General features: G+C 57.1%; 17 protein-coding genes. 5 read left to right on the top strand and 12 right to left on the bottom strand.

Features of this window, described 5'->3' with window-relative positions; genetic code table 11:
- Positions 1–21 precede the first annotated feature (21 nt).
- The 6 genes from H9I52_RS09605 to H9I52_RS09580 form a co-directional block, all read right to left on the bottom strand.
- Positions 22–1,050, bottom strand: a complete 1,029-nt coding sequence (locus tag H9I52_RS09605; protein ID WP_187453680.1) for a hypothetical protein — start codon at positions 1,048–1,050, stop codon at positions 22–24.
- Positions 1,051–2,197: 1,147 nt separating this feature from the next.
- Positions 2,198–3,337: a tetratricopeptide repeat protein gene (locus tag H9I52_RS09600; RefSeq protein WP_187453679.1), complete on the bottom strand. Its 1,140-nt coding sequence runs from the start codon at positions 3,335–3,337 to the stop codon at positions 2,198–2,200.
- 89 nt (positions 3,338–3,426) lie between these two features.
- Positions 3,427–5,991, bottom strand: coding sequence for a DNA gyrase subunit A (gyrA, locus tag H9I52_RS09595; protein WP_187453678.1), 2,565 nt, complete (start codon positions 5,989–5,991; stop codon positions 3,427–3,429).
- A gap of 124 nt (positions 5,992–6,115) precedes the next feature.
- Positions 6,116–6,358 (bottom strand): hypothetical protein, encoded by a 243-nt coding sequence (locus H9I52_RS09590; RefSeq protein WP_187453677.1) that lies wholly within the window; start codon positions 6,356–6,358, stop codon positions 6,116–6,118.
- 43 nt (positions 6,359–6,401) lie between these two features.
- The gene (locus tag H9I52_RS09585) at positions 6,402–7,112 is read right to left on the bottom strand and encodes an HD domain-containing protein (protein WP_187453676.1); all 711 of its coding nucleotides are present in this window, start codon (positions 7,110–7,112) and stop codon (positions 6,402–6,404) included.
- 108 nt (positions 7,113–7,220) lie between these two features.
- Complete coding sequence (locus H9I52_RS09580; protein ID WP_187453675.1) at positions 7,221–7,766, bottom strand: RNA 2'-phosphotransferase; 546 nt, start codon at positions 7,764–7,766, stop codon at positions 7,221–7,223.
- A 369-nt stretch (positions 7,767–8,135) separates the two neighbouring features.
- Between H9I52_RS09580 and H9I52_RS09575 the strand changes: the two genes are divergently transcribed.
- The 4 genes from H9I52_RS09575 (at position 8,136) to H9I52_RS09560 (ending at position 12,105) form a co-directional block, all read left to right on the top strand.
- Complete coding sequence (locus H9I52_RS09575; RefSeq protein ID WP_139517206.1) at positions 8,136–8,588, top strand: antitoxin Xre-like helix-turn-helix domain-containing protein; 453 nt, start codon at positions 8,136–8,138, stop codon at positions 8,586–8,588.
- Positions 8,589–8,591: 3 nt separating this feature from the next.
- The gene (locus H9I52_RS09570) at positions 8,592–9,056 is read left to right on the top strand and encodes an RES family NAD+ phosphorylase (RefSeq protein ID WP_187453674.1); all 465 of its coding nucleotides are present in this window, start codon (positions 8,592–8,594) and stop codon (positions 9,054–9,056) included.
- Between the two features lie 52 nt (positions 9,057–9,108).
- Positions 9,109–10,236 carry a glycosyltransferase family 4 protein gene (locus H9I52_RS09565; protein WP_187453673.1) on the top strand — a complete coding sequence of 376 codons (1,128 nt, stop codon included), beginning with the start codon at positions 9,109–9,111 and terminating at the stop codon, positions 10,234–10,236.
- 504 nt (positions 10,237–10,740) lie between these two features.
- Positions 10,741–12,105, top strand: a complete 1,365-nt coding sequence (locus tag H9I52_RS09560; protein WP_187453672.1) for a L,D-transpeptidase family protein — start codon at positions 10,741–10,743, stop codon at positions 12,103–12,105.
- Positions 12,106–12,134: 29 nt separating this feature from the next.
- Here H9I52_RS09560 and H9I52_RS09555 read toward each other — a convergent pair whose 3' ends face one another.
- Positions 12,135–12,512, bottom strand: coding sequence for a cupredoxin domain-containing protein (locus H9I52_RS09555; protein WP_139517202.1), 378 nt, complete (start codon positions 12,510–12,512; stop codon positions 12,135–12,137).
- Between the two features lie 21 nt (positions 12,513–12,533).
- Complete coding sequence (locus H9I52_RS09550) at positions 12,534–14,870, bottom strand: heavy metal translocating P-type ATPase (protein ID WP_187453989.1); 2,337 nt, start codon at positions 14,868–14,870, stop codon at positions 12,534–12,536.
- A 321-nt stretch (positions 14,871–15,191) separates the two neighbouring features.
- Between H9I52_RS09550 and H9I52_RS09545 the strand changes: the two genes are divergently transcribed.
- Complete coding sequence (locus H9I52_RS09545; protein ID WP_187453671.1) at positions 15,192–16,022, top strand: phosphatase PAP2 family protein; 831 nt, start codon at positions 15,192–15,194, stop codon at positions 16,020–16,022.
- A gap of 54 nt (positions 16,023–16,076) precedes the next feature.
- Here the strand turns inward: H9I52_RS09545 and H9I52_RS09540 are convergent, their stop codons facing one another.
- The 4 genes from H9I52_RS09540 to H9I52_RS09530 all read right to left on the bottom strand — a co-directional run bounded on the left by H9I52_RS09540 (position 16,077) and on the right by H9I52_RS09530 (position 20,414).
- Positions 16,077–17,408: a sensor histidine kinase gene (locus H9I52_RS09540; protein ID WP_187453670.1), complete on the bottom strand. Its 1,332-nt coding sequence runs from the start codon at positions 17,406–17,408 to the stop codon at positions 16,077–16,079.
- 130 nt (positions 17,409–17,538) lie between these two features.
- The gene (locus H9I52_RS23030) at positions 17,539–17,664 is read right to left on the bottom strand and encodes a hypothetical protein (RefSeq protein WP_262385995.1); all 126 of its coding nucleotides are present in this window, start codon (positions 17,662–17,664) and stop codon (positions 17,539–17,541) included.
- A gap of 53 nt (positions 17,665–17,717) precedes the next feature.
- Entirely contained in the window at positions 17,718–19,106 is a 1,389-nt protein-coding gene (locus H9I52_RS09535) for a sigma-54-dependent transcriptional regulator (protein ID WP_187453669.1), read from the bottom strand.
- A 111-nt stretch (positions 19,107–19,217) separates the two neighbouring features.
- Positions 19,218–20,414 carry an FtsX-like permease family protein gene (locus H9I52_RS09530; protein ID WP_187453668.1) on the bottom strand — a complete coding sequence of 399 codons (1,197 nt, stop codon included), beginning with the start codon at positions 20,412–20,414 and terminating at the stop codon, positions 19,218–19,220.
- Positions 20,415–20,427 lie beyond the last annotated feature (13 nt).

The following is a 20,427-nucleotide window of genomic DNA, read 5'->3' as shown; positions in this document are numbered from 1 at the left end:
GGGCCGTTGGGGTAATTTCACTTACCGAGTGAGCTGTTTGCGGATCTTTTCCAATAGAAAGCCGACGATTTCTAAATCATCAGCGTCCTGGATCTGCAACTGCGTATCTATGCCGGGCCCGTTGATACGGATGGCATAGGCCCGTTCGCTCGTCTGGTCGGTGGAAACGGACGGCGTAAGTGCTCTTTCAGGTGTTGCCGTCTGTTGGGTAGACGCAGGTTCGTTTGTGGTGCCGTTAATCGCTGTAGATGGCGGAGATGGAGCAGCGCGGGTTGTATCCGTAGCATCTGGTGTGGTAAAGACGTTTGCAGGCCCGCCATTGGGTACAAACTCTGGTTTAGTCTCCTGGTCCAGATCGTCGGTGTCAAGTCCAAACAGACTGGAGATCGCATCCCGCGTCCGGCTGCTGGGTACAAGCGGGTTATCAGGTTTTATGCCATTGGTAGAAAGTACTCCTGAATCGGGCGATACAGTTGTCGCCGGGTTGCTTGCACTGCGCGTGGGTTCTGGAGACCGAAAAGCATTGATCGGCATTTCAGTACTGGCTAGTTCTCGACGCGGCTGTTGTTGGGCCAGTTGGTCAATGTCGGCTACTACGTTGCGTTCATCCAGAATGCCTACCATCCGAGCGCCGTCCACGAAGGCTTTGGAAACGTTCTGAGCATTAATTTCTTCGACTCCGAATTCTCGGATCAGCATCACATCAAACATATGGACCGGCAGTTCCCGATTGCGAAACTTCCGGCAGATTTGCGTGAATAAGGGAGGATGGAGGAAGGCCTCGCGATGAAAGATTTTCTCTTCCTGCTTATCGTAGGCGTGTTTGATGCGTCTGAAGAGATTTGTCGTGGTGAGCAACTCTCGCTTGCTGGTTAACAAGCCAAACTTAACGGCTGAGCCTATTATTGCTTTAAATGAACCGCTGACCTTTCTGTTAAGCTTACGTGCACACGTTTCAAGTGCACATTTACCACCGGTGTCATCAACAACTTCTGCTACTTCCCAAGCGCCTATGTAACTAGTGCGGGGGTAGTCTATAGTCTTCGGCATATTATTAGGAGGATGTCTTGTTGGGTATATACGAAATAAAGTGCAACAAGTATATAAACAATAAGCATATAATAGTAGCATAAAGTACAAAAAAGTACAAAATGTTAATTATAATATATACTTTTTTGTACTATCATATACGTACTTATACTTTTTTAACACATCCCTTAATTATACTGCAATATCAATTACTAATTACCTAAAAGATAATACTACCCATACAGTCGGGCGCCTGGGGCAAGCAGTAGGAGCTTTGAGTGATTTTAATGCCGTCTGCAACGCCACTGGCGACACATCTAGATTCTTATAGAACTTTTGCATTTATATATACAAGTGCGGCTAGAAGGCAGTAAATACAGGAGAATGAAAGTTCACGGCAAAGTTTCTGATTCTGATAGACAGGAGGGAACCCAAAGCGCCAGAGTATTTTCTAACCAATATAGAGCTAAACATCTTCGTGAAATTTCTACTAACCGCCGAGGTCACGACTCCGAGGTCACGACTCCGAGGTCACGACTCCGAGGTCACGACTCCGAGGTCACGACTCCGAGGTCACGACTCCGAGATCACGACTCCGAGATCACGACATGGTAATCATAGCGCTGCAAGGACATCTACATGCCATGGGCGGTCCAACAATGAATAGATTCCCAATACTTATCTAACGCAGCCGTCTGTATTGCCCAAGCACACCAGTTGCCGCTTCGACTTCTGACTCAGCGTGGCCACTAGGCATTGATGATGTGATAATGCAACAAAAAGCTTTGACGAGATGATGAGCACTTTAACGAAACCATCTTTGCAAACCAGCAGGAATTACATCTAGCCACAATCGGTGGCGCGCACTTAACAATCTTACATGTCTAGGTTTAACTGCTCTAGATTCTGTGATTTCCGATTTATAACGCGCCGAATTTCAACTGCTTTAAGACACGTGGAAACACAGGGACTTGTCATGCGTCCTAGTAGCTTAAAATCGCTTAAAGCATATATGCAAAGCGTGGAGACCACCGCAAATTGAACAAAGCCATTTGTCTTATAATTTATATTATGTTAAGTAGATCTTCCAAGAAATAGCCCGAACAACGAATTCGGGCTATTTCTTGGGTTTTATACTCCCCCGCTTTCACAGGGTAATCGCACTAATTTATTTAAGCGCGCTGAGCTTGGCGTTCATCTTGTCGGCATCGGCTGTGCGACCCAAGCGGAAATACACTTTCTGCAACGAACTGATCGTGGCACGATCGTTTGGCTGAAGCTGGAGCGCTTTCTCGAAATACGGCACCGAATCCTGGAAGTATTTCTTGCCGTCGGCTTCCAGCTTCTTGCCGGACTTCTGGTACGAAGCCAAGTCCATCTTGCTGGCTTTGGTATACGCATCGGCGGCCTTGTTGTAGTTGTACACGCCAAGGTTAAATTGCGCATCAAAGTTGTTCGGATCGATCTCAACTGCTTTCCGGTACGCAGCGAGCGCTTGGTCGGATTGCTTGTTTTGGTCATAGATCGAACCCAACACCGCGTACAAGTTGGAATTGGTGGGGTCAGCAGCAATGGCGCGGTTGATTTTGTCAATAGCATCCTTGCCACGACCCGCCGTCAGGTCCATGTTCAGGTCTTCCAACAAAAAGGCTTTGTTGTTGGGATATGCCTGCAATGCCTGCTGAATGATTTGCTTGGCTTCAGCATCGTTCTTTTCCTGACGCGCGATCTGCAACAACCGGCCGTACACCTGTGGCGACTTGTAATTCAAGGCCATCAGCTTCGAATAGTTGCTTTTAGCCGAGGCGAAATCCTGGTTGGCTTCGGCAGCATAAGCCGCGTACAAATACGCGGTAGTGTCGGCCGGCCGGATTTGCTGCGCCATCTGGTAGGCTTTTAGGGCCTCGCCGTAGTTCTTGCCGTTGTAGTTTTCCACGCCAGCGTTCAGCGCCGCGCCGTACAGGTTGTCCAGCTTGGCAGTAGCCAATTTGCCGTACTCACCGTCTTTGCCGTCGATTTGAATGGCCTTCTGATAGGATTCAAAGGCAATTTTAGTGCCTTCGCCTGGCTGAAGTGCTTTACCATATATAGGGCTATCCACCATGCCCTGATACACATCGCCCCGGGTATACCAAGTCTTGGCTTTGCCTGAGGTTTTCTCGTTGGTGATGGCCTTGTCGATTTCGGTGCGAGCCTTGTCGAGCGTGCCTTGTTTCTGGAACAGAATGGCATTAGTTACTGCCGAGTTCTGCGCCGAAGCGGTATGCAGCGCGGCAGCAGCCACGAGCGTCAGAAAAATCTTCTTCATAGGTTTTTGCTGAAGAATAAGTAGGGTGAGTGAAAGGAAGGAATTGCTACGCAAACGGCAGAACCCGAAATCGAGTTCTGCCGTGGAAATTAATTTGCGCTAAGGGTCTCTGGATCGGTTAAGGCGGCCAGATCATCGGCTGCGGCGACGTCTACCACTGGCCCCTCCCCGTCCGGATTGCCATTGCCGTTGAGTTCGGCCTCGGCTTCTTTTTCATCGGCCGCGACTTTCGCAACCGACGAGATCTCGTCGCCTTCGTTGATCTTGAGCAACCGCACCCCTTGCGTGGCCCGGCCAATTGTGCGCAGATCGGCTACGCGCAGACGGATGGTGATTCCCGATTTGTTGATGATCATCAGGTCGTCCGTATCGTTGACGTCCTTAATTGTGACCAACGCACCGGTTTTTTCGGTGATCTTCATGGCCCGAACCCCTTTGCCGCCCCGGTTGGTCACGCGGTATTCTTCCAGCTCCGAGCGCTTGCCGTAGCCGTTTTCCGATACCACCAACAGCTCCTGTGACGAATCAGAAATGCAGACCATGCCCACTACGCGGTCCTTTTCGTCGGAAAGCGAAATGCCGCGAACCCCGGCTGCATTGCGGCCCATCGAGCGCACTTTGCTTTCGGAGAAACGCACCGCCCGACCCGAACGCAACGCTACCACCACTTCGCTGTTGCCAGTGGTGAGCTGTACGTCGAGCAGCCGGTCGCCTTCGTTGATGGTGATGGCATTGATACCCGCCGCCCGCGGACGAGAATACGCTTCCAACGGCGTTTTCTTTACCGTGCCCTGTTCGGTGCAGAACATCAGGAACGTATTCTCCAGATAATCAGGATCACGCAACCCTCTGACATTCAGCACACTACGAACAGCGTCTTCACGCGGAATTTCGATCAGGTTTTGGATAGGACGGCCTTTGGCGTTCTTCCCTCCTTCTGGCACTTCGTACACTTTCAGCCAGAATACGCGACCAAGTTCAGTGAAGAACAAGAGGTATTCGTGCGTGGTGGCCACGAACAGGTGTTCCGTAAAGTCATCCTGCTTGGAGGCTGCGCCGCGTGCGCCAACCCCCCCGCGGCCTTGGGCCCGGTACTCGTCGAGGGGGGTGCGCTTGATGTAGCCTTCGTTGGAGATCGTGATTACCATGCTCTCGTCGGCAATCATGTCCTCCATCGAGAAGTCGCCGCCGGCATACTCGATGCCGGTACGGCGGGCATCGCCGTAGCGTTCCCGAATGTCGATGAGCTCGTCTTTGATGATCTGCCGCTGCAACTCGTCCGACGCCAATACAGCGTTCAGGTGGTCGATCAGGCGCATCAGCTCCTCGTATTCCTTTACAATCTTATCACGCTCCAGGCCCGTAAGCCGCTGCAAACGCATGTCGAGGATAGCGCGAGCCTGCACTTCACTCAGGGCAAAACGCGCAATCAACTCAGCACGAGCCACTTCCGGATCTTTCGAACCGCGAATCAAGGAGATCACCTCGTCGAGATGATCGAGGGCAATGAGAAGGCCCTCCAGAATGTGAGCCCGCTTTTGTGCCTCAGCCAACTCGAAACGCGTACGGCGAATGATTACCTCGGCGCGGTGCTCGACGAAGTACACGATCAGCTCGCGCAGGTTCAACGTCAGGGGCCGGCCCTTAACAAGCGCCACGTTGTTGACGCCGAAGCTGCTTTGCAGTTGGGTGTACTTGTACAGCTGGTTGAGCACCACGTTGGGCATGGCGTCGCGCTTCAAATCGTACACGATGCGCATGCCGTCGCGGTCCGACTCGTCGCGCAAGTCGGCGATGCCTTCGATCCGCTTTTCGTTGATGAGGGCAGCCGTCTTTTCGATCATCGACGCCTTGTTCACCATGTAGGGAATCTCGGTGATGATGATCTGCTCTTTGCCCGAAGGCAAGGTTTCAAACTGCGCCTTGGCCCGCACCACAATGCGGCCGCGACCGGTTTCGAACGCCTGTTTTACGCCTTCGTAGCCGTAAATCGTGCCACCGGTCGGAAAGTCCGGGGCCAGGATGTGCTCCATCAGCTCCGGAATGGTGATTTCCGGGTTTTCGAGGTAGGCAATGATGCCATCCACAACTTCCGTCAGGTTGTGCGGCGCCATGTTGGTCGCCATACCCACGGCAATACCCGACGTGCCGTTGACCAGCAGGTTCGGGAATTTGGCCGGCATTACGCTGGGCTCTTCCAGCGAGTCGTCGAAGTTGGGCTGAAAATCAACCGTTTCCTTGTCCAGGTCGCCCAGCAGCTCGTCGGCCAACCGCTTCAGGCGGGCTTCGGTGTAACGCATGGCCGCCGGCGAGTCGCCGTCGATCGAGCCAAAGTTACCCTGCCCATCTACCAGCGGGTAGCGCAAGCTCCAATCCTGGGCCATGCGCACCATGGTATCGTACACGGAGGAGTCGCCGTGTGGGTGGTATTTACCCAGCACTTCGCCCACGATACGAGCACTTTTCTTATAGGATTTGTTGTAAGAGACGCCCAGCTCGCTCATGCCATACAGCACGCGCCGGTGTACGGGTTTCAAACCATCGCGTACGTCGGGTAAAGCTCGGGAGATGATAACCGACATCGAGTAATCGATGTAAGCCCCACGCATCTCGTCTTCAATGTTAATCGGAATGATCTTTTCGCCTTCCGCCATAGGGACAAATGAGTCGGCCGGCGGCCCCCGAAAGGGCCGTTCCGGCGCCGGTGAATGAGTACTACGTTAAGCCTGCAAGATACGCAAAAAAGCCCGTTTTACCTAGTATTTCGCCCGCTTTAGGCTACTTCAGGCCCTTGCTTTTATCGTTCTTGTGCCGGCCGGTTTCCTGCTTGTGTACCTTGATCTTTTCGCCAATTGCGGGGTTCTGTTTTTTGAACCACGGTTGCCCGTGATACTTGGTGCCGTCGTGCAAATGCACCTTGCGCGTGTGGCAGGAAGCAATCGGACAAGTGCGGCACGAAGCCACCGTCAGGAGCAACAGCAGCGGCAGCCCAAGCCGGGTAAAAAGTAAGCGTGATTTCATCCTTCAAAAGTACTAGCTCTTCGCTAGCAGCGTGTAGTGGTTTTTACTTGACCTCGCCGGTGGCAGTGATGGTGGGCTGATTACCAGCCCCTGCACCTACGTCTTCGCTGTTCCATTCACGCAGGAATTGCGCCAGAAAGATTTCCATAAAGCGATGGCGCTCCTCGGCCACGGCGCGGGCCGCGGGCGTGTGCAGGCGATCGCGCAGGTGTAAAAGCTTTTCGTAGAAGTGGTTGATCGTGGGCGCCACATTCTGTTTGTAGCTCGCAAATGACTCGTGCGCAACGGGCGGCACCGCGGGGTCGTGCAAGGGACGGCCTTTGTGCCCGCCGTAGGCGAAGGCCCGCGCCACCCCAATTGCCCCGATGGCATCGAGGCGGTCGGCATCCTGCACGAGTTCGCCTTCCAGGGTGCTCATGGGCGTGGGCACACCGAGGCCCTTGAAGGAAATCTCCCGGATGATGGCTTCGACCCGCTGCATCACGGCTTCCTCCACCGCCAGGCTACTCAACCACTCACGGGCGGCCCGCGGACCGGCTTCCTCGTCGCCGCCATGGAATTTCCAATCGGCTACGTCGTGGAGCAAGGCCCCAAGCTCGGTAACTACCATATCGGCGCCCGGCGTGCTAACTGCCAGTTGGCGAGCTACTTGCCACACGCGCCGAATATGCTCCCAATCGTGGCCGGAACCTTCGTGAAGAAATTTTTGCCGAACAAATTCGGCTGTACGCGCAATGATTTCCTGTGAGTCCAAGGGAAGTAAAGTAAAGGCGATGGTATGCTTGCGCCGCGTCGAGGCTGAACTAGGCGCACCACAAAGCAACGATTCTATCCGCAAATACTTGCCTTCGGCCGGCGGTTACTACGCTTCCCGTAAAAACTCCGGCGGCACTTGGTCCACCAGCCACACGCCGTTGCCCGATTCATAAAAGACAGCTCCACTTTCGTACAGCCCCGCCGCATCCACTACCAAAACCACGGGTTGGCCGCGGCGGCTCGCTACCCGGCGTGCAGTTTCTGGGTCGGGCGACAAATGGACGTGGTGGCGATTCATTTTGCGCAGGCCTTCGCCCCGAATGGCCGGCATGGCGGCGGCTACGGTGCCGTGATACAGCTCGGCCGGTGGCTCAGAAGGCATTAGTTCCAAATCTACCGCTACGCTGTGCCCCTGTTGGGCGCGAATGCGGGTACCCGTTTCGTCATAGGCGAAACGCTGTTTGTCACTTCCCCGCACCAGTTCATCCAGCTGGGCTCGGCTGATAGCCTGACCTTTGCGGATGCAGGCGGCGAGCAGCTCCTCCACTCCTACCCATCCCCCGGCCTGCAAGGCCAAGCCCAACGCTTCGGACCGATGCCGCAAGTGCAGGCTGAGAAATTTGCTGAGGCGAATGGCTTGGGCGGGATTCATGAAGTAAAGGAGGTCATAATTTCTTGTCGAAGCGGCCGTCGGTAACGATCACCGAGTCGCAGCCGGGTTGGATAAGCTTGCATAACCTCAGCGAAAAGCAGGAATGGCAAATATTCCACGCCGGTACTTCCGAAGCGAATCAGCTTTTACAGAAATTGAATATGAATACAACACGCTTTCTAAATATAAATATTTGATTATAAACCACTTATACACACAAGTTCAGACATTATAGCTACTCCTTCTTTTTCACTTACAATGCTTTCCACTCCGCTGAATAACCCGCAACTCGCTATCCCGGAATCTTTCGCAGGGCGTTCGCCGTTCATAGCGTATATTGCCGTCAAATGACGGTTTGAAACTATGCAAATGACAGCGCTTCGTAAAACTCCGGTGGCCAACATGGTCGATTTGATGGGCGGCGGCACCGTGATTCCGCAGCCGGTGCACAACGAGCTCGACTTATTGGCCGTGGCCATCAAAGGCTTGCCGGTACGCGCCCTGCGGGCGTTGCAGCAGCATTTGCGCTTCACCAACAAGGAAATCAGCGCCGTGCTCGACATTTCGGAAAGCACCCTGGCCCGCCGCGAACAGGCCAAAAGTCCGCTGACCCGCGACGAAGGCGAGAAAACCATTCAGCTCTCGGGCGTGCTGCTCAAAGGCCTGGAAGTATTTGAGAACGAAGACGATTTCAACCATTGGCTCTCCACGCCCAACGTGGCCCTGGGCAACATCCGGCCTAAGTCGCTGCTGAGCTCGGCCATCGGGCGCGACCAGGTGCTGGCCGTGCTGTTTCGCATCGAGTACGGCATGTATTCGTAAGCCGTGCTGCTGTACCGCCTGGGCAAACAGGCCCGCATCCGCGACCTTTCGGGCAGCGGTGGGTTGTACGCCCCCGCCCGCTGGCACACCAAGGGCACTCAAATTCTGTACACCTCCGAGCACCTGTCGCTGGCCAAGCTGGAAGTGCTGGCCAACGCCTCGTCGCTGCCCCAGAACTACTACGCCCTCACGCTGGAAATCCCCGACGACGCCTCGGTCCGGCAGGTCACGGTTGCGGAACTGCCCGCCAACTGGCAGGAAATTCCGTATCCGCAGGAGCTGGCCGAAATCTCGCGCCTCTGGATACTGGAAGGCCGCTATTGGCTGCTGAAAGTTCCGTCGGCGCAGGCGCCCAGCGAGTGGAACTACCTGCTCAACCCGCTCCACCCCGACCACGTGCGGCTGCGGATCGTATCGGTGGAGCCCCACCCCTTCGATCCGCGCCTAAAGCCACTGGATGAGCAGTAACTTCTTTTAAATAAGTAATTGCTGCTCAATTAATTACGCAATAGCATAACTCATGAACCTACTATTTTCCGGCTTATTCATTTACCCTGGCAAAGTGGGCGGGGCCGAGAATTTCTTTATCAACCTGGCCAAAGGCTTCCGCGACCTGCCGGCTGCGGACCACGTTACGTTGCTGCTGCAAGAGCAATTTCGCGATTATTTCGAGGCGCAGTACCCTCAGCTAGACAAGCAGTACGTGAAGGTGCCGTTTAACCGTGGGATCTACGAAATGATCTCGCCGCTCGTGCTGGAGTCGGTTCGGAAGGCGGAGGCGGTGTTCTACCCTAACTACGTGACCGGCTTCAACTTCGGGCGGCGGCGCAAGTTTTTCACCACCCTCCACGACCTGCAATACCTGCACTACCCGGAGTTTTTTTCCGCCCCCAAGCGCCAGTGGCTGCGGCTGGCGCACTTGCACTCGCTCTACCACGCCCGCAAGGTGGTCTGCATTTCGGAGTTTGTGAAAAACGACGTACTCGAACGCTACGGCGCCCGCTACGCCGACCGCGTCACGGCCATTCACAACCCCATTGATTTCGAGCGTTTTGAGCTGTATTTCAAGCCCGACTTGATGCCGCCCGCCCGGCCCTTCATCCTGACGCTGGCCGCGCATTACCCCCACAAGAACATCCTGACGCTGCTCAAAGCCTTTCAAATTTTCAACGCCCGAAACCCTGATTTTCAATTGGTGCTCGTGGGGCAAACGGCCGACAAGCTCATCGGCGGCGATTATTCGGCTTATCACCGCCAGATCAACGAAGCCGTGGCCCAAAACCCAAACATCAGCTTCACGGGCTACATCGACAACCAGCGCCTCACCGACCTGATGCGAACGTGCTCGTTTTTCGTGTTTCCCTCGCTATTCGAAGGCTTTGGCATGCCGCCCGTGGAAGCCATGGGCCTGGGCATCCCAACCATCACCACGGCGCGCACGTCGCTGAAGGAAGTAACGCTGGGCCAGGCCCTTTACGTCGGCGACCCCGAAAACCCGGAGTCCTTCGTCGAGCAGATGCAGTTTTGCACGGATAACCTAGCCGAGCAAAAACGCCTGTTTCAGCAACGGGCCCCGCAGGTACGGGCGGCGTACAGCCCCGTCACCATCGCGCAACAGTATCAGAAGGTCTTTCACGAAGAAAAATAACCGTTTTCAACATAAGCATTTGATTATTAACAATTTATACCAAAAACGCCCACTTAAAGCTTTGTTAAGGCCCACCAAAATGACAGATATACAGATCTTTTCTAGGCGTTTGGGCGAAAACAGGGCGGCCGCTCAATCGAGGAGAAATCGTATTGGTTGAACTACAGCCGAAAACGACTGCCCAATCCATTTCTACTCAAATAAGTAATAAGCCAGAAAAAATTAGCTTTTATCTGGTGCTTTGAGTAACTTCTGACATCATTCCGCTCTGACTTTTCCCGACTGCAACCGGACTTCTCGTCTGTCTCCTGCCTATGCTTTAACTGATACTGCTCAGCATTTTCCGACTCTTCTGGCCCTATTCTCATGACCTGGCTAAGAAGCAGTGTGCGGTCTGCTTGTTTACTGGTGACCTTCGTCGGCTGCGCGCTCCCCTTACTGGCTTGGCCAGCGGGAGACGGCGAAAGGCACGTTTCCGGCTCGGCGGCGAGCCTGGCGGAAACGATGCAGCTCAAAAAGCTGCTTGACACGGCTCCCCTGGGGCCCGTCGCGACCTACCAGCGGCTCGGGTTGCACACCGGCTCGGCGGTGCAGGATTTCTACACCCAGCGGCAGTACCAACCCGTCTGGACGCAAGCAGCCGGCTGGAATTCTTCGGCAACGGCCGCGCTTTCCTTCCTCAGCACGGCCGCCGAATACGGCCTGAACCGCGATACCTACGGCTGGTCGCAGCTGAGCGCCCTCCCCGACTCCCTGACGTTGCGCGCCACTGCCGACGAGCGCGCTCATCAGCTGGCCAGCTTCGAGCTTCGCCTCACCGACGCCTTGCTGCGCTATACCCAGCACCTGCACCAAGGGCGGCTACAGCCCGGCACCTTAGCGCCCACCGATCAGGATTCGCTGGCTACGCGCCGCGCCGTGGGGCGGCTATTGCAGGCCCTGGGTAGCCAAGATCTGACCGCATCACTATTGCACGAGCAACCGCAAAGCCGGATGTATGTGCAGCTGCAACGCACCTGGAGCCGCATGCTGCGCGCTTCACCTGCCGACTCCCTGCGGCTGATGAGCGGCGAGCAAACCGAATTTCGGCGCGTGGCCATCAACCTAGAGCGCCTGCGCTGGGAAGCCGCTGCAGATTCGGAGTACGTACTGGTCAACATTCCGGCCTACCGGCTGCAAGTAATCAAGCGAGGCCAGGTGCTCCAGACGCACCGCGTGATCGTGGGCAAGCCCGTCACGCCCACCCCGCTCATCGACAGCCGCATTATTGTATTCGTGACGGCCCCGGAGTGGCGCGTGCCCTACAGCATCGCCGTCAATGAAATGCTGCCGGAACTCCAACGCGATCCGAGCTACCTGGCCGACAACAACTACCGCCTCTACAACTACAAAAACCAACCCGTGAATCCGTGGCGGGTTCGCTGGAGCAAGGTCACGCCCGAAACCTTTTCCTATTCGATTCGGCAGACGTCGGGCCGCCACAACGCATTGGGCGGCGTAGTCTTTTATTTCCCCAACGACCACACCGTGTTTCTGCACGACACGCCGGCCCGTAGCGCTTTTACCCAAACCGAGCGCGCGCTGAGCCACGGCTGTGTCCGCGTGGAAAAACCCTGGCAGCTAGCTTCTTACCTGCTTCGGCGGGACGGCAACGAAGCCGCCCTGAAGCCGGCCCTCACCGGCCCGGACCGCAGCCTGCGCCGCCGATTCGACCTGCGCACCGGCCTGCCCATCCACATTCGCTACTACACCTGCGAAGCCGAAAACGGCAAGCTCGTTCTCTACAAAGATATTTACCAACAAGACGCCTGTTTGCGGGAAGCCTTCTTTACCAAAGACTCTACACCCGACCAGACCGCCATGAAGTAATCACTGATAATCTCCTGATTATCAATGCCTTATTTAACAACGAGCTTGCCGCGCAACATGTGCATGCCGCACGTAAACTCGAAGGTGCCCGGTTGCTGGGGCAGCAACTCAATGGTCGTGGTTTGGAAAGCGGGCAATTCGCGGCGAATGTGAAAATCGGGCAACAAAAGCTCTTCGGAGCAGCTCGCATCTTCGGTGCGGTGAAAATGCAGCTGCACCGGTCGGCCGCGCTCTACCTCAATCACGTCGGGGGAATAGCCGCCTTTCACGGTAATATCGGCCTGCTGCAAGCCGCCCAAGGAAGAAACGGCGCTCACCACCTCGCGTTCGGAGAAGAAAAAATACCACAGCACCAAGCCAATCAATAAGGCCCCAGCGGCCGTCACGAATAATTCGACAGTATCCATATCTATTTGAAAATCAATTTATTACCTATTTTGCTTACCAAAAGTCCGCAACCGCAGCGAGTTTGTCAGCACCGATACTGAACTCAGGGCCATGGCCCCGGCGGCCAGCATCGGCGACAACAGCACGCCGAAGACCGGATACAGCAGCCCGGCCGCGACCGGAATGCCCAGCGTGTTGTAGACGAAAGCAAAGAACAGGTTCTGCCGGATGGTGCGAATGGTCTGGCGCGAGAGTTCAATCGCCGTCACGACGCCATGCAAATCGCTGCGCATCAAGGTGATGCCAGCGGCCTGCATGGCTATATCGGTACCTGCGCCCATGGCCAGGCCAATATCGGCCTGGGCCAGCGCGGGCGCATCGTTGATGCCGTCGCCGACCATGGCCACCACGCGGCCTTCGGCTTGCAGCTCTTTTACTTTATTGGCTTTGTCGTGGGGCAGGACTTCGGCAAAAAAGCGCTTGATGCCCACTTGCTCGGCTACTTTGGCGGCGGTCTGCGCGTTGTCTCCGGTCATCATGACCACTTCCAGCCCCATGCGTTGCAGTTGCCCAATGGCCGCGGCCGAGGTATCGCGCAGGGTATCGGCGACGCCCAGCACGGCGGCTATTTGCCCATTCAGAGCCACGAAAAGCACCGTTTTGGCTTGCTGCCGCAACTCGGCGGCGCGGCTTGCAGCCGTTTCCGTGAGCGCTACGCCTTCGTCGGTGAGCAGGCGCTGGTTGCCGATCAGCACTGTGTCGTTGGCAACGGAAGCCGTAGCGCCTTTGCCTTCGATGGCCCGAAAACCTGTTGCCGGAAAGGCCGCAAGGCCTTGCTCCTCAGCAAAACGCACGACGGCCGCCGCCAAAGGATGCTCCGAAAGCCGCTCAACCGCGGCAATGCGCTGGAGCAATTGCTGGCCGTCGGCGGCAGGCTGCACGGGTACGTAATCCGTGACGCTGGGCTCGCCGCGGGTGATGGTGCCGGTTTTGTCGAGCAAGACGGTGTTCACTTCGTGGGCTTTTTCCAGCGCTTCCGCGTTGCGAATCAGCACCCCCTGCTCGGCTCCTTTGCCCGTGCTCACCATGATGGCCGTGGGCGTCGCCAGCCCCAGTGCGCACGGACACGCAATGATGAGCACGGCCACAAAGTTGACCAAGGCCAACGTAAACCGCGAGGATTCCGGGGCCAGATCAAACCACAGCACGAACGTAAGAATGGCAATGCAGACCACCGTCGGCACAAAAATGGCGCTGACTTGGTCGGCCAGCCGCTGAATGGGCGCCCGCGAGCCCTGGGCATCTTCCACCAACTTCACAATCTGAGCCAGCAGCGTGTCGGCCCCGACTTTGGTGACGCGAAAGCGAAAAGCCCCGGTTTTATTGATCGTAGCGCCGAATACGTTGTCGCCGGCTTGCTTTTCTACCGGCAGGCTTTCGCCGGTGAGCATGGCCTCGTCTACGGCCGAATGCCCGTCGAGCACGACGCCGTCGGTGGCCACTTTCTCGCCGGGCCGGACCAGCACCACGTCGTCGAGCTGCACTTGCTCCAGGGGCACATCAAACTCCTGGTCGCCGCGGATTACTCGGGCCGTTTGGGCCTGCAAGCCCATTAAAGAACGAATGGCCGCCGAGGTTTGGGTTTTGGCGCGCATCTCCAGCACTTTCCCCACCAAAATCAGGGCGATGATCGTGGCCGTGGTATCGTAGTAGACTTCGGGCATGAGGCCGCGCTGCATAAAAAAATGCGGCACCACGGTAGCTGCCACGCTATAAAGAAAGGCGGCACCCGTCCCCACGGCAATCAGGGTATCCATGTTGGCGGCTCGGTGCCGGAAGGCATTCCAGGCCGAAGTATAAAATTCGCGGCCGCTGTAGAGCAATACCGGCAACGTGAGCAGCAGCAGTAAGTAGTTCAGCCACTGCACGTTAACCCGAGCCGACAACGCCGGCCAGAGCATAATCATCGACAAGGGCATGATCACGGCGGTCAGCCCGGCCGCCACCCACAGGCGCCGCTTGAGGCTTTGGTAGGCCGCGGCCTTCTGCCGGTCGATTTCGGCTTGGCGATCGGCCGCGCTGGTGTCGGGCTGGCGCTCGGTTACGCCGTAGCCGGCTTTCTCCACGGCGGCCTTCAGCGTGGCGGGCGTGGCTAGGTCGGGGGCGTATTCTACGGTGGCTTTTTCGGTGGCGTAGTTGACGAGGGCTTTGCGCACGCCCGGCGCCTTCGTCAGCGACCTCTGTACCGCCGCCGCGCAGGCCGCGCAGCTCATGCCCTCTATTTCGAGGGTGGCCGTGGCCTTCCGTTCCGGACCAGCGGAAGCCTGCTCAGGCTTCGGTTCGGTGGGGATTCCGGTAGATATGTCCTGTTGGTTCATCACGAAATTTCCATGTCGGCCGTAACCCGGCCGGTAGTCACAAAGTAAACAACCTGCCCTGCCTGTTGGCCGTGCGGGATTCAGCAGAAGTGTTGCATAATTCTGCCGCTTCTACTGGGAAAAAGGCTGCCATTCGAAATCATATTTAAAAGCATAAATAAATGATTTACAGAAATATAACTACACAAACATGAATCACTGGTTTCGGGTATAAACATCCTTTGCCTTCAAAACAAAATACTTCGCCCAGACATTCCTTTTGCCTCTTCCCTTACTTCTCTGCCACCGTACATGGCCCGCACAAGGGCTTTTTTCTCCCCCATGATCCTTTCTCCGCTTCGCACCTGGGTTGTGTGCCTGCTTCTGCCGCTCACGCTTACCCTAACTCCCGCAACTGTTTCGTTGGCCCAAACGCCGCTGGCCACCCCGGCCCCGGCGGACACGGTGCACAAGTTTGAAAACCCGACGGGCACCTCGGCGGCCGTTTCCAAGCCCTGGTACCGAGGCAAGCTCGTGCGCGCTTCCGTGGTGCCGGCCGTGCTCATCACCTACGGGGCGCTACACGTCAACAGCCACGGCTTCTACACCAACACCCAAGCCAACCGCGACATTCACAAGCTCTTCCCGACCTACCGCACCAGCTTGGATAATTACCTGCTGGTGGCCCCCTACCTGGAGCTGGGCGCCGTGCTGCTGGCCGGCGTCGAATCGCGCGACGACAACGTTAACATCGGCCTGGTCATTCTCAAAAGCGAGCTGATCATGGCGGCCAGCACCTTCACGGTCAAGTACCTGGTGCGCGAGCGCCGCCCCGACGGCTCGGACAATCTCTCGTTTCCGTCGGGCCACACGGCCCAGGCGTTTCTGGCCGCCAGCATCGTGCACACCGAATTGCGCGACAAAAGCCAGTGGTACGGCATCGGGGCCTACACCATTGCTACTGGCGTGGCGGCCCTGCGCATGATCAACACCAAGCACTGGCAGAGCGACGTGATCGCCGGCGCGGGCTTCGGCATCCTGTCGGCCCACCTGGGCTACCTAACCCACCGCAACCGCTGGGGAAGAAAACCTATTGGCCGCGACATTGGCTTCTACCCTGCTTGGCAGCCCGGCGGCATGGGCCTCGGCCTAACCTGGCAGCCGCACCGCTAAGCGGCGGTTCCATCAAGCAAAAAGCCCTTCCGTGTGCTCCGGAAGGGCTTTTTGCTAAGTGGTAGCAAGCACCTTGGGTTCGCTGTCGGTCAGCCAGATGGTGAAGGCGGTGAGGCCGGTAGGCTGGGTTTCGAGGCTAAAGCGGAAGCCGTGCTGCAACAGAATATCGCGGATCATGGTCAGGCCAATGCCCTGCCCGTCGCGCTTGGTGCTGAAAAACGGCGTAAACAAGCGCCGCTGCACGTCGGCCGGAATGCCCGCGCCGTCGTCTTCGATGCGCAGCATGGGCGGATTTTGAGTAGTGCGCACCGTCAGGTTGCCGTTTTCGCCAATCGACTCTAATGCGTTCTTGACGATGTTTAGGATGGCCTGTTCCATTTGTTGCGCGTCCAATCCCACCCAAAGCGGCCCACCAGCCAACTCCCAGTGCCATAATATGTTACGTCGTTCGCACTGCACCTGAAACAGGCGCTGAATGCCGCGCAATAGCTCGTGCACGTCGTGGGGACGGCGCGTGGGCGCGGGCAGCCGCACGAGGTTGGCGAAGTTGGCGATGAAGTTGGCCAAGTGCGTATTGCGATTCACCGACACTTCTAACGCCTCCGTGAAATCGTCGCGATCTTCTTCGCGGAGCTGCGGGGCGTAGTAGTGAAACGACTGCAAAATCGAGTTGATGGCCCCAATGGAGTTGTTGATCTCGTGCGACATCATCCGGATAAGCTTCTCGTAAGCCAGCTTTTCCTGCCGGATCAGGTCCTGGGTCAGCTCTTCCAGCACAATAAAATTGCGGGTAAATCCCCGATCCACGAAGTGCGAGCAGTGCGCCCTATACGTCTGAATACCTGATAGTTGCACCACCTGCGGCTCGCCCGTAGTAAGCGTACTCAGCGACGTTCCCCAGTCGCCGGGCAACTCGCTGGGTTTCTTGCCCAACAACTCCGCAGCCGGCAGCCGCAGGCAGCGCAGGGCCGCCGGGTTCACGGCCTCGATGCGGCCGTCGAAGGTGAGCAGCAGCACGCCGGCGGGCGAGGCTTCGATCAGGCGCTCGAGCAGAAAGCTTTTTTCGTGTTGTGTGACGCGCTCTTGGCGCAGTTCGTCGATCATGCGGTTGTACACGTCAATCAACTGGTCCATTTCGCGCTGGCCGACCGGCACGAACTTCATGGTAAAGTCCTTGGCCTGAATGGCTTCTGTGCCCGCCGCAATCAGGTTGAAGGGCCGCACAAAGCCCCGGTACAGCTGCACAGTGAGCACAATCGAAACGGCCAGAATCAGCTCGGTACCGATAAACAGCACGGGGTTCGTCCGCAGTACCTGCGCGGCCAGCACAATCAGGACGGCGTGAATGATGACAACGAACAGGATGAATTTGGTGCGAAGGGTCATATCAGAAGGCGAATATGCCGCCGAAACCGGCCTTTGCAAGCCGGCAGTGACAAGCCTTGTTTCTTACCCTGGGCACGTTCGAAGTCATTGCCTTTACCTGTCTATCTATAAATACTTGCAATACAGATAGTTACAGCATTAGGGCAAACAACAAGCCCAGCCCTCCGACGGCACCCCAGACCCAGAGCAAGCGAGTGGCAACTTCGTCATGGCGTTCCAACGACCAGTTAGGGATCAAGAGCGAAATGTTTTTCATAGCAGGTAGCAAAGTAGCGGCGAACGTGGCAAAGCGATAAGGTAGCAGGTACCTCACGCCTGCGCAGAATCGAAGGGAATATCGTATTTCTCAAGGCGGCGGTAGAGGGCGCCGCGGCTTAGGCCCAGGGCTTTGGCCACGCGGCTGACATTGCCGTCGTAAAATTCCATGGAGCGCCGGATCATGGCGGCTTCCAGCTCGTCGAGCGTCATGGAGCCCACGGGCGGCAATTCGCCGGCCTCGGCGGCCCGCACGGGCGCTTTGTGGGTTTGGGCCTGAAAATCTTCGGGCCCAAGCTCGTCTTTCCCGCTGACCAGCACGGCGCGCTCCACCAGGTTTTTGAGCTCGCGAATGTTGCCGGACAAGGGCAGCTCGCGCAGCCAGTGCAGGGCGCGCGTGCCTACTTTCAGGGCCGGGCGGTTGTAAGTGGCGCGCAGGTTATCAACGAAGTGGTTGACCAGCAACGGAATATCGTCGGGGCGCTCGCGCAGGGCGGGCAGGCGCACCGTGATTAGGTTGATGCGGTAAAACAGATCTTCGCGGAAGCGGCCTTCCTTTACCAGCTCGGCCAAGTTGCGGTTGGTGGCGCAGATCACCCGGATATCGAGCGAGCGCGGACGCGAATCGCCCAGCACTTCGTAGGTGCGATCTTGGAGCACGCGCAGCAGCTTTACCTGGCTCGACAAGTCCAATTCGCCGATCTCGTCCAGAAAAATGGTGCCTTTGTTGGCCAGCTCGAAGCGGCCCACGCGGTCGGCTTTGGCATCGGTGAAGGCCCCGCGGCGATGGCCGAACATTTCGCTTTCAAACAACGAAGCCGAGATGCCGCCCAGGTTCACTTTTACAAACGGCTGCTGGCGACGGTGGCTGTTCTGGTGGATGGCTTCGGCAATGAGCTCCTTGCCCGTGCCGCTCTCCCCTTCAATCAGCACCGAAGCGTCGGTGGCGGCTACTTGCCCCACATTGCGCAGAATATGAAGCAGTTGCTGATCGGCGCCCACGATGTTGCGGAAGTTATACTGCCGGTCGAGCTGCCGACGCGTGAGCGTGCTGTCGTCGGTTTCGGCGGGGCGCTCGGCCAGGCACAGGATGGTCCGGATGGTCTGGAGCAGGCTGTCGTTGTTCCAGGGCTTGGTGATGAATTCCGCGGCGCCCGCCTTAATGCCTTCTACCGCCAGCGAAATCGAGCCCCACCCCGTGATCAGAATAACCGGCACCTGCGGGGCAATCTGCTTTACTTGGGCCAGCAGCTGCAATCCGTCGTTGCCACTGGTATCCAGCGAGTAGTTCATGTCCATGAGCATGAGCTGAGGCGGCGTGTCGCGCACGACGCGCAGGGCTTCCTCGGGCGTGCCCACGCCCTTGGCCGCGTAGCCGGCCTGCTTCAACAGCAATCCCAGCGAGGTGCGCACAGCCAGGTCGTCGTCGATTATGAGAATCATGGAGAATTGCGGTTGAAATTGCGTAGCGAAGGAAGGAATTTTGGGTTAAAAAGCGAAGCCGTTGGGCCGCACAATAAGGCTGTGCGCGGCCCAACAGGCCTTTTGGGGCGGCTACTCTTCCCGCAGCGACACGGCCGGCTGAATGCCCGCGGCAATGCGGCTGGGTTGAAAAGCACAGATGGCCGTCAGGGAGAAGATGAGCACGGTAGCTACGCCCATGGCTTGCAGGTAAACCGTAGCCGCCACGCCAAACACGCCCAGCAGCGGGAACTGGGCCGCCACCACCACGCCAACGGCCACGCCCAGGGTTGTCACCACGAGCATCTCGCCCAGAAACTGCTGGCTGATGCCGGTGCTCGTAGCCCCCAAGGCCCGGCGCAACCCGATCTCGGCTTTGCGCTGGTTGATGTTGTACCACAGCACCCCGAACAGCCCCAAGGCTACGTTCACAATCAAAAACAGGCACACCAAACCCAGCACACACAGCGGCGTGAGCACAACTTTGAGCTTGCTGATGCGGGTTTTTTCCAGCGGGTCCACGGTCACGGACCAGCCTTTGGTCATGCGGTCGAGGTCTTTTACCAGCTTCTGCTCCAGCACCGCGCCGCTGCCGGGCTGCACGCGCAGCAGCAGCACCGGCACGTTGTAGCCGCCGTTCATCTTAGAGCTCGGATCGGTGATTTCCTTGCGGCTAAACATGGCCGGCTCGTCGGCGGCAAAGTCGCTGCCCGAGCGGTAGCTTTCCACCACGCCCACAATCTGCCACTGCTCCTTGTTGTGCTCATCGGTCATGATTTTGCCGATGGGCGACTCCTCCGCAAACACGGCCCGCTGCATGGCCTTGTTGATAATGGCCGGCGTACGGGCAGCGGCGTTGTCGCGGCGGTCAAACCAGCGGCCTTCCACCACGTTCAGCCCCAACACACGGCGCAGCTCGTCGTCGGCGTCGTAAAACTCGGTGACGGGCGTTTGCTTGTGGTTGTACTGGCGCGTGCCGTTCATGTTGGAAAACGAAAACGGCGTATTGGAGCTAGTCTGCGTTACGCCCACCACGCCCTTGCTGGCTTTCAGCTGCTGCATCACCATCAGCACCTTTTGCTTCAGGGCCGTGGTATCGGTGCCGGGGTTGAGCGTGATCTCCCACACATTGTCGTAGCGGAAGCCCATGGGCTGGCGGTAGTTGTAGAGGTTGTACACCAGCAGGCTGCTCACCACGAAGAGCACGAAAAACGAGAGCATGATTTCCGTGATGAGCAGAAAGTTGGACCGCTTGCGGTTCCAGATCAAGGTAAACAGGTGCCGTATCATTGGAAGTAAGTAT

Origin of the sequence: Hymenobacter sp. BT491 (assembly GCF_014349165.1) — a bacterium.
GTDB lineage: Bacteria > Bacteroidota > Bacteroidia > Cytophagales > Hymenobacteraceae > Hymenobacter > Hymenobacter jejuensis.
The sequence above is the reverse complement of the archived record's forward strand: the minus strand, read 5'-3'. Positions and strand labels throughout refer to the sequence as shown.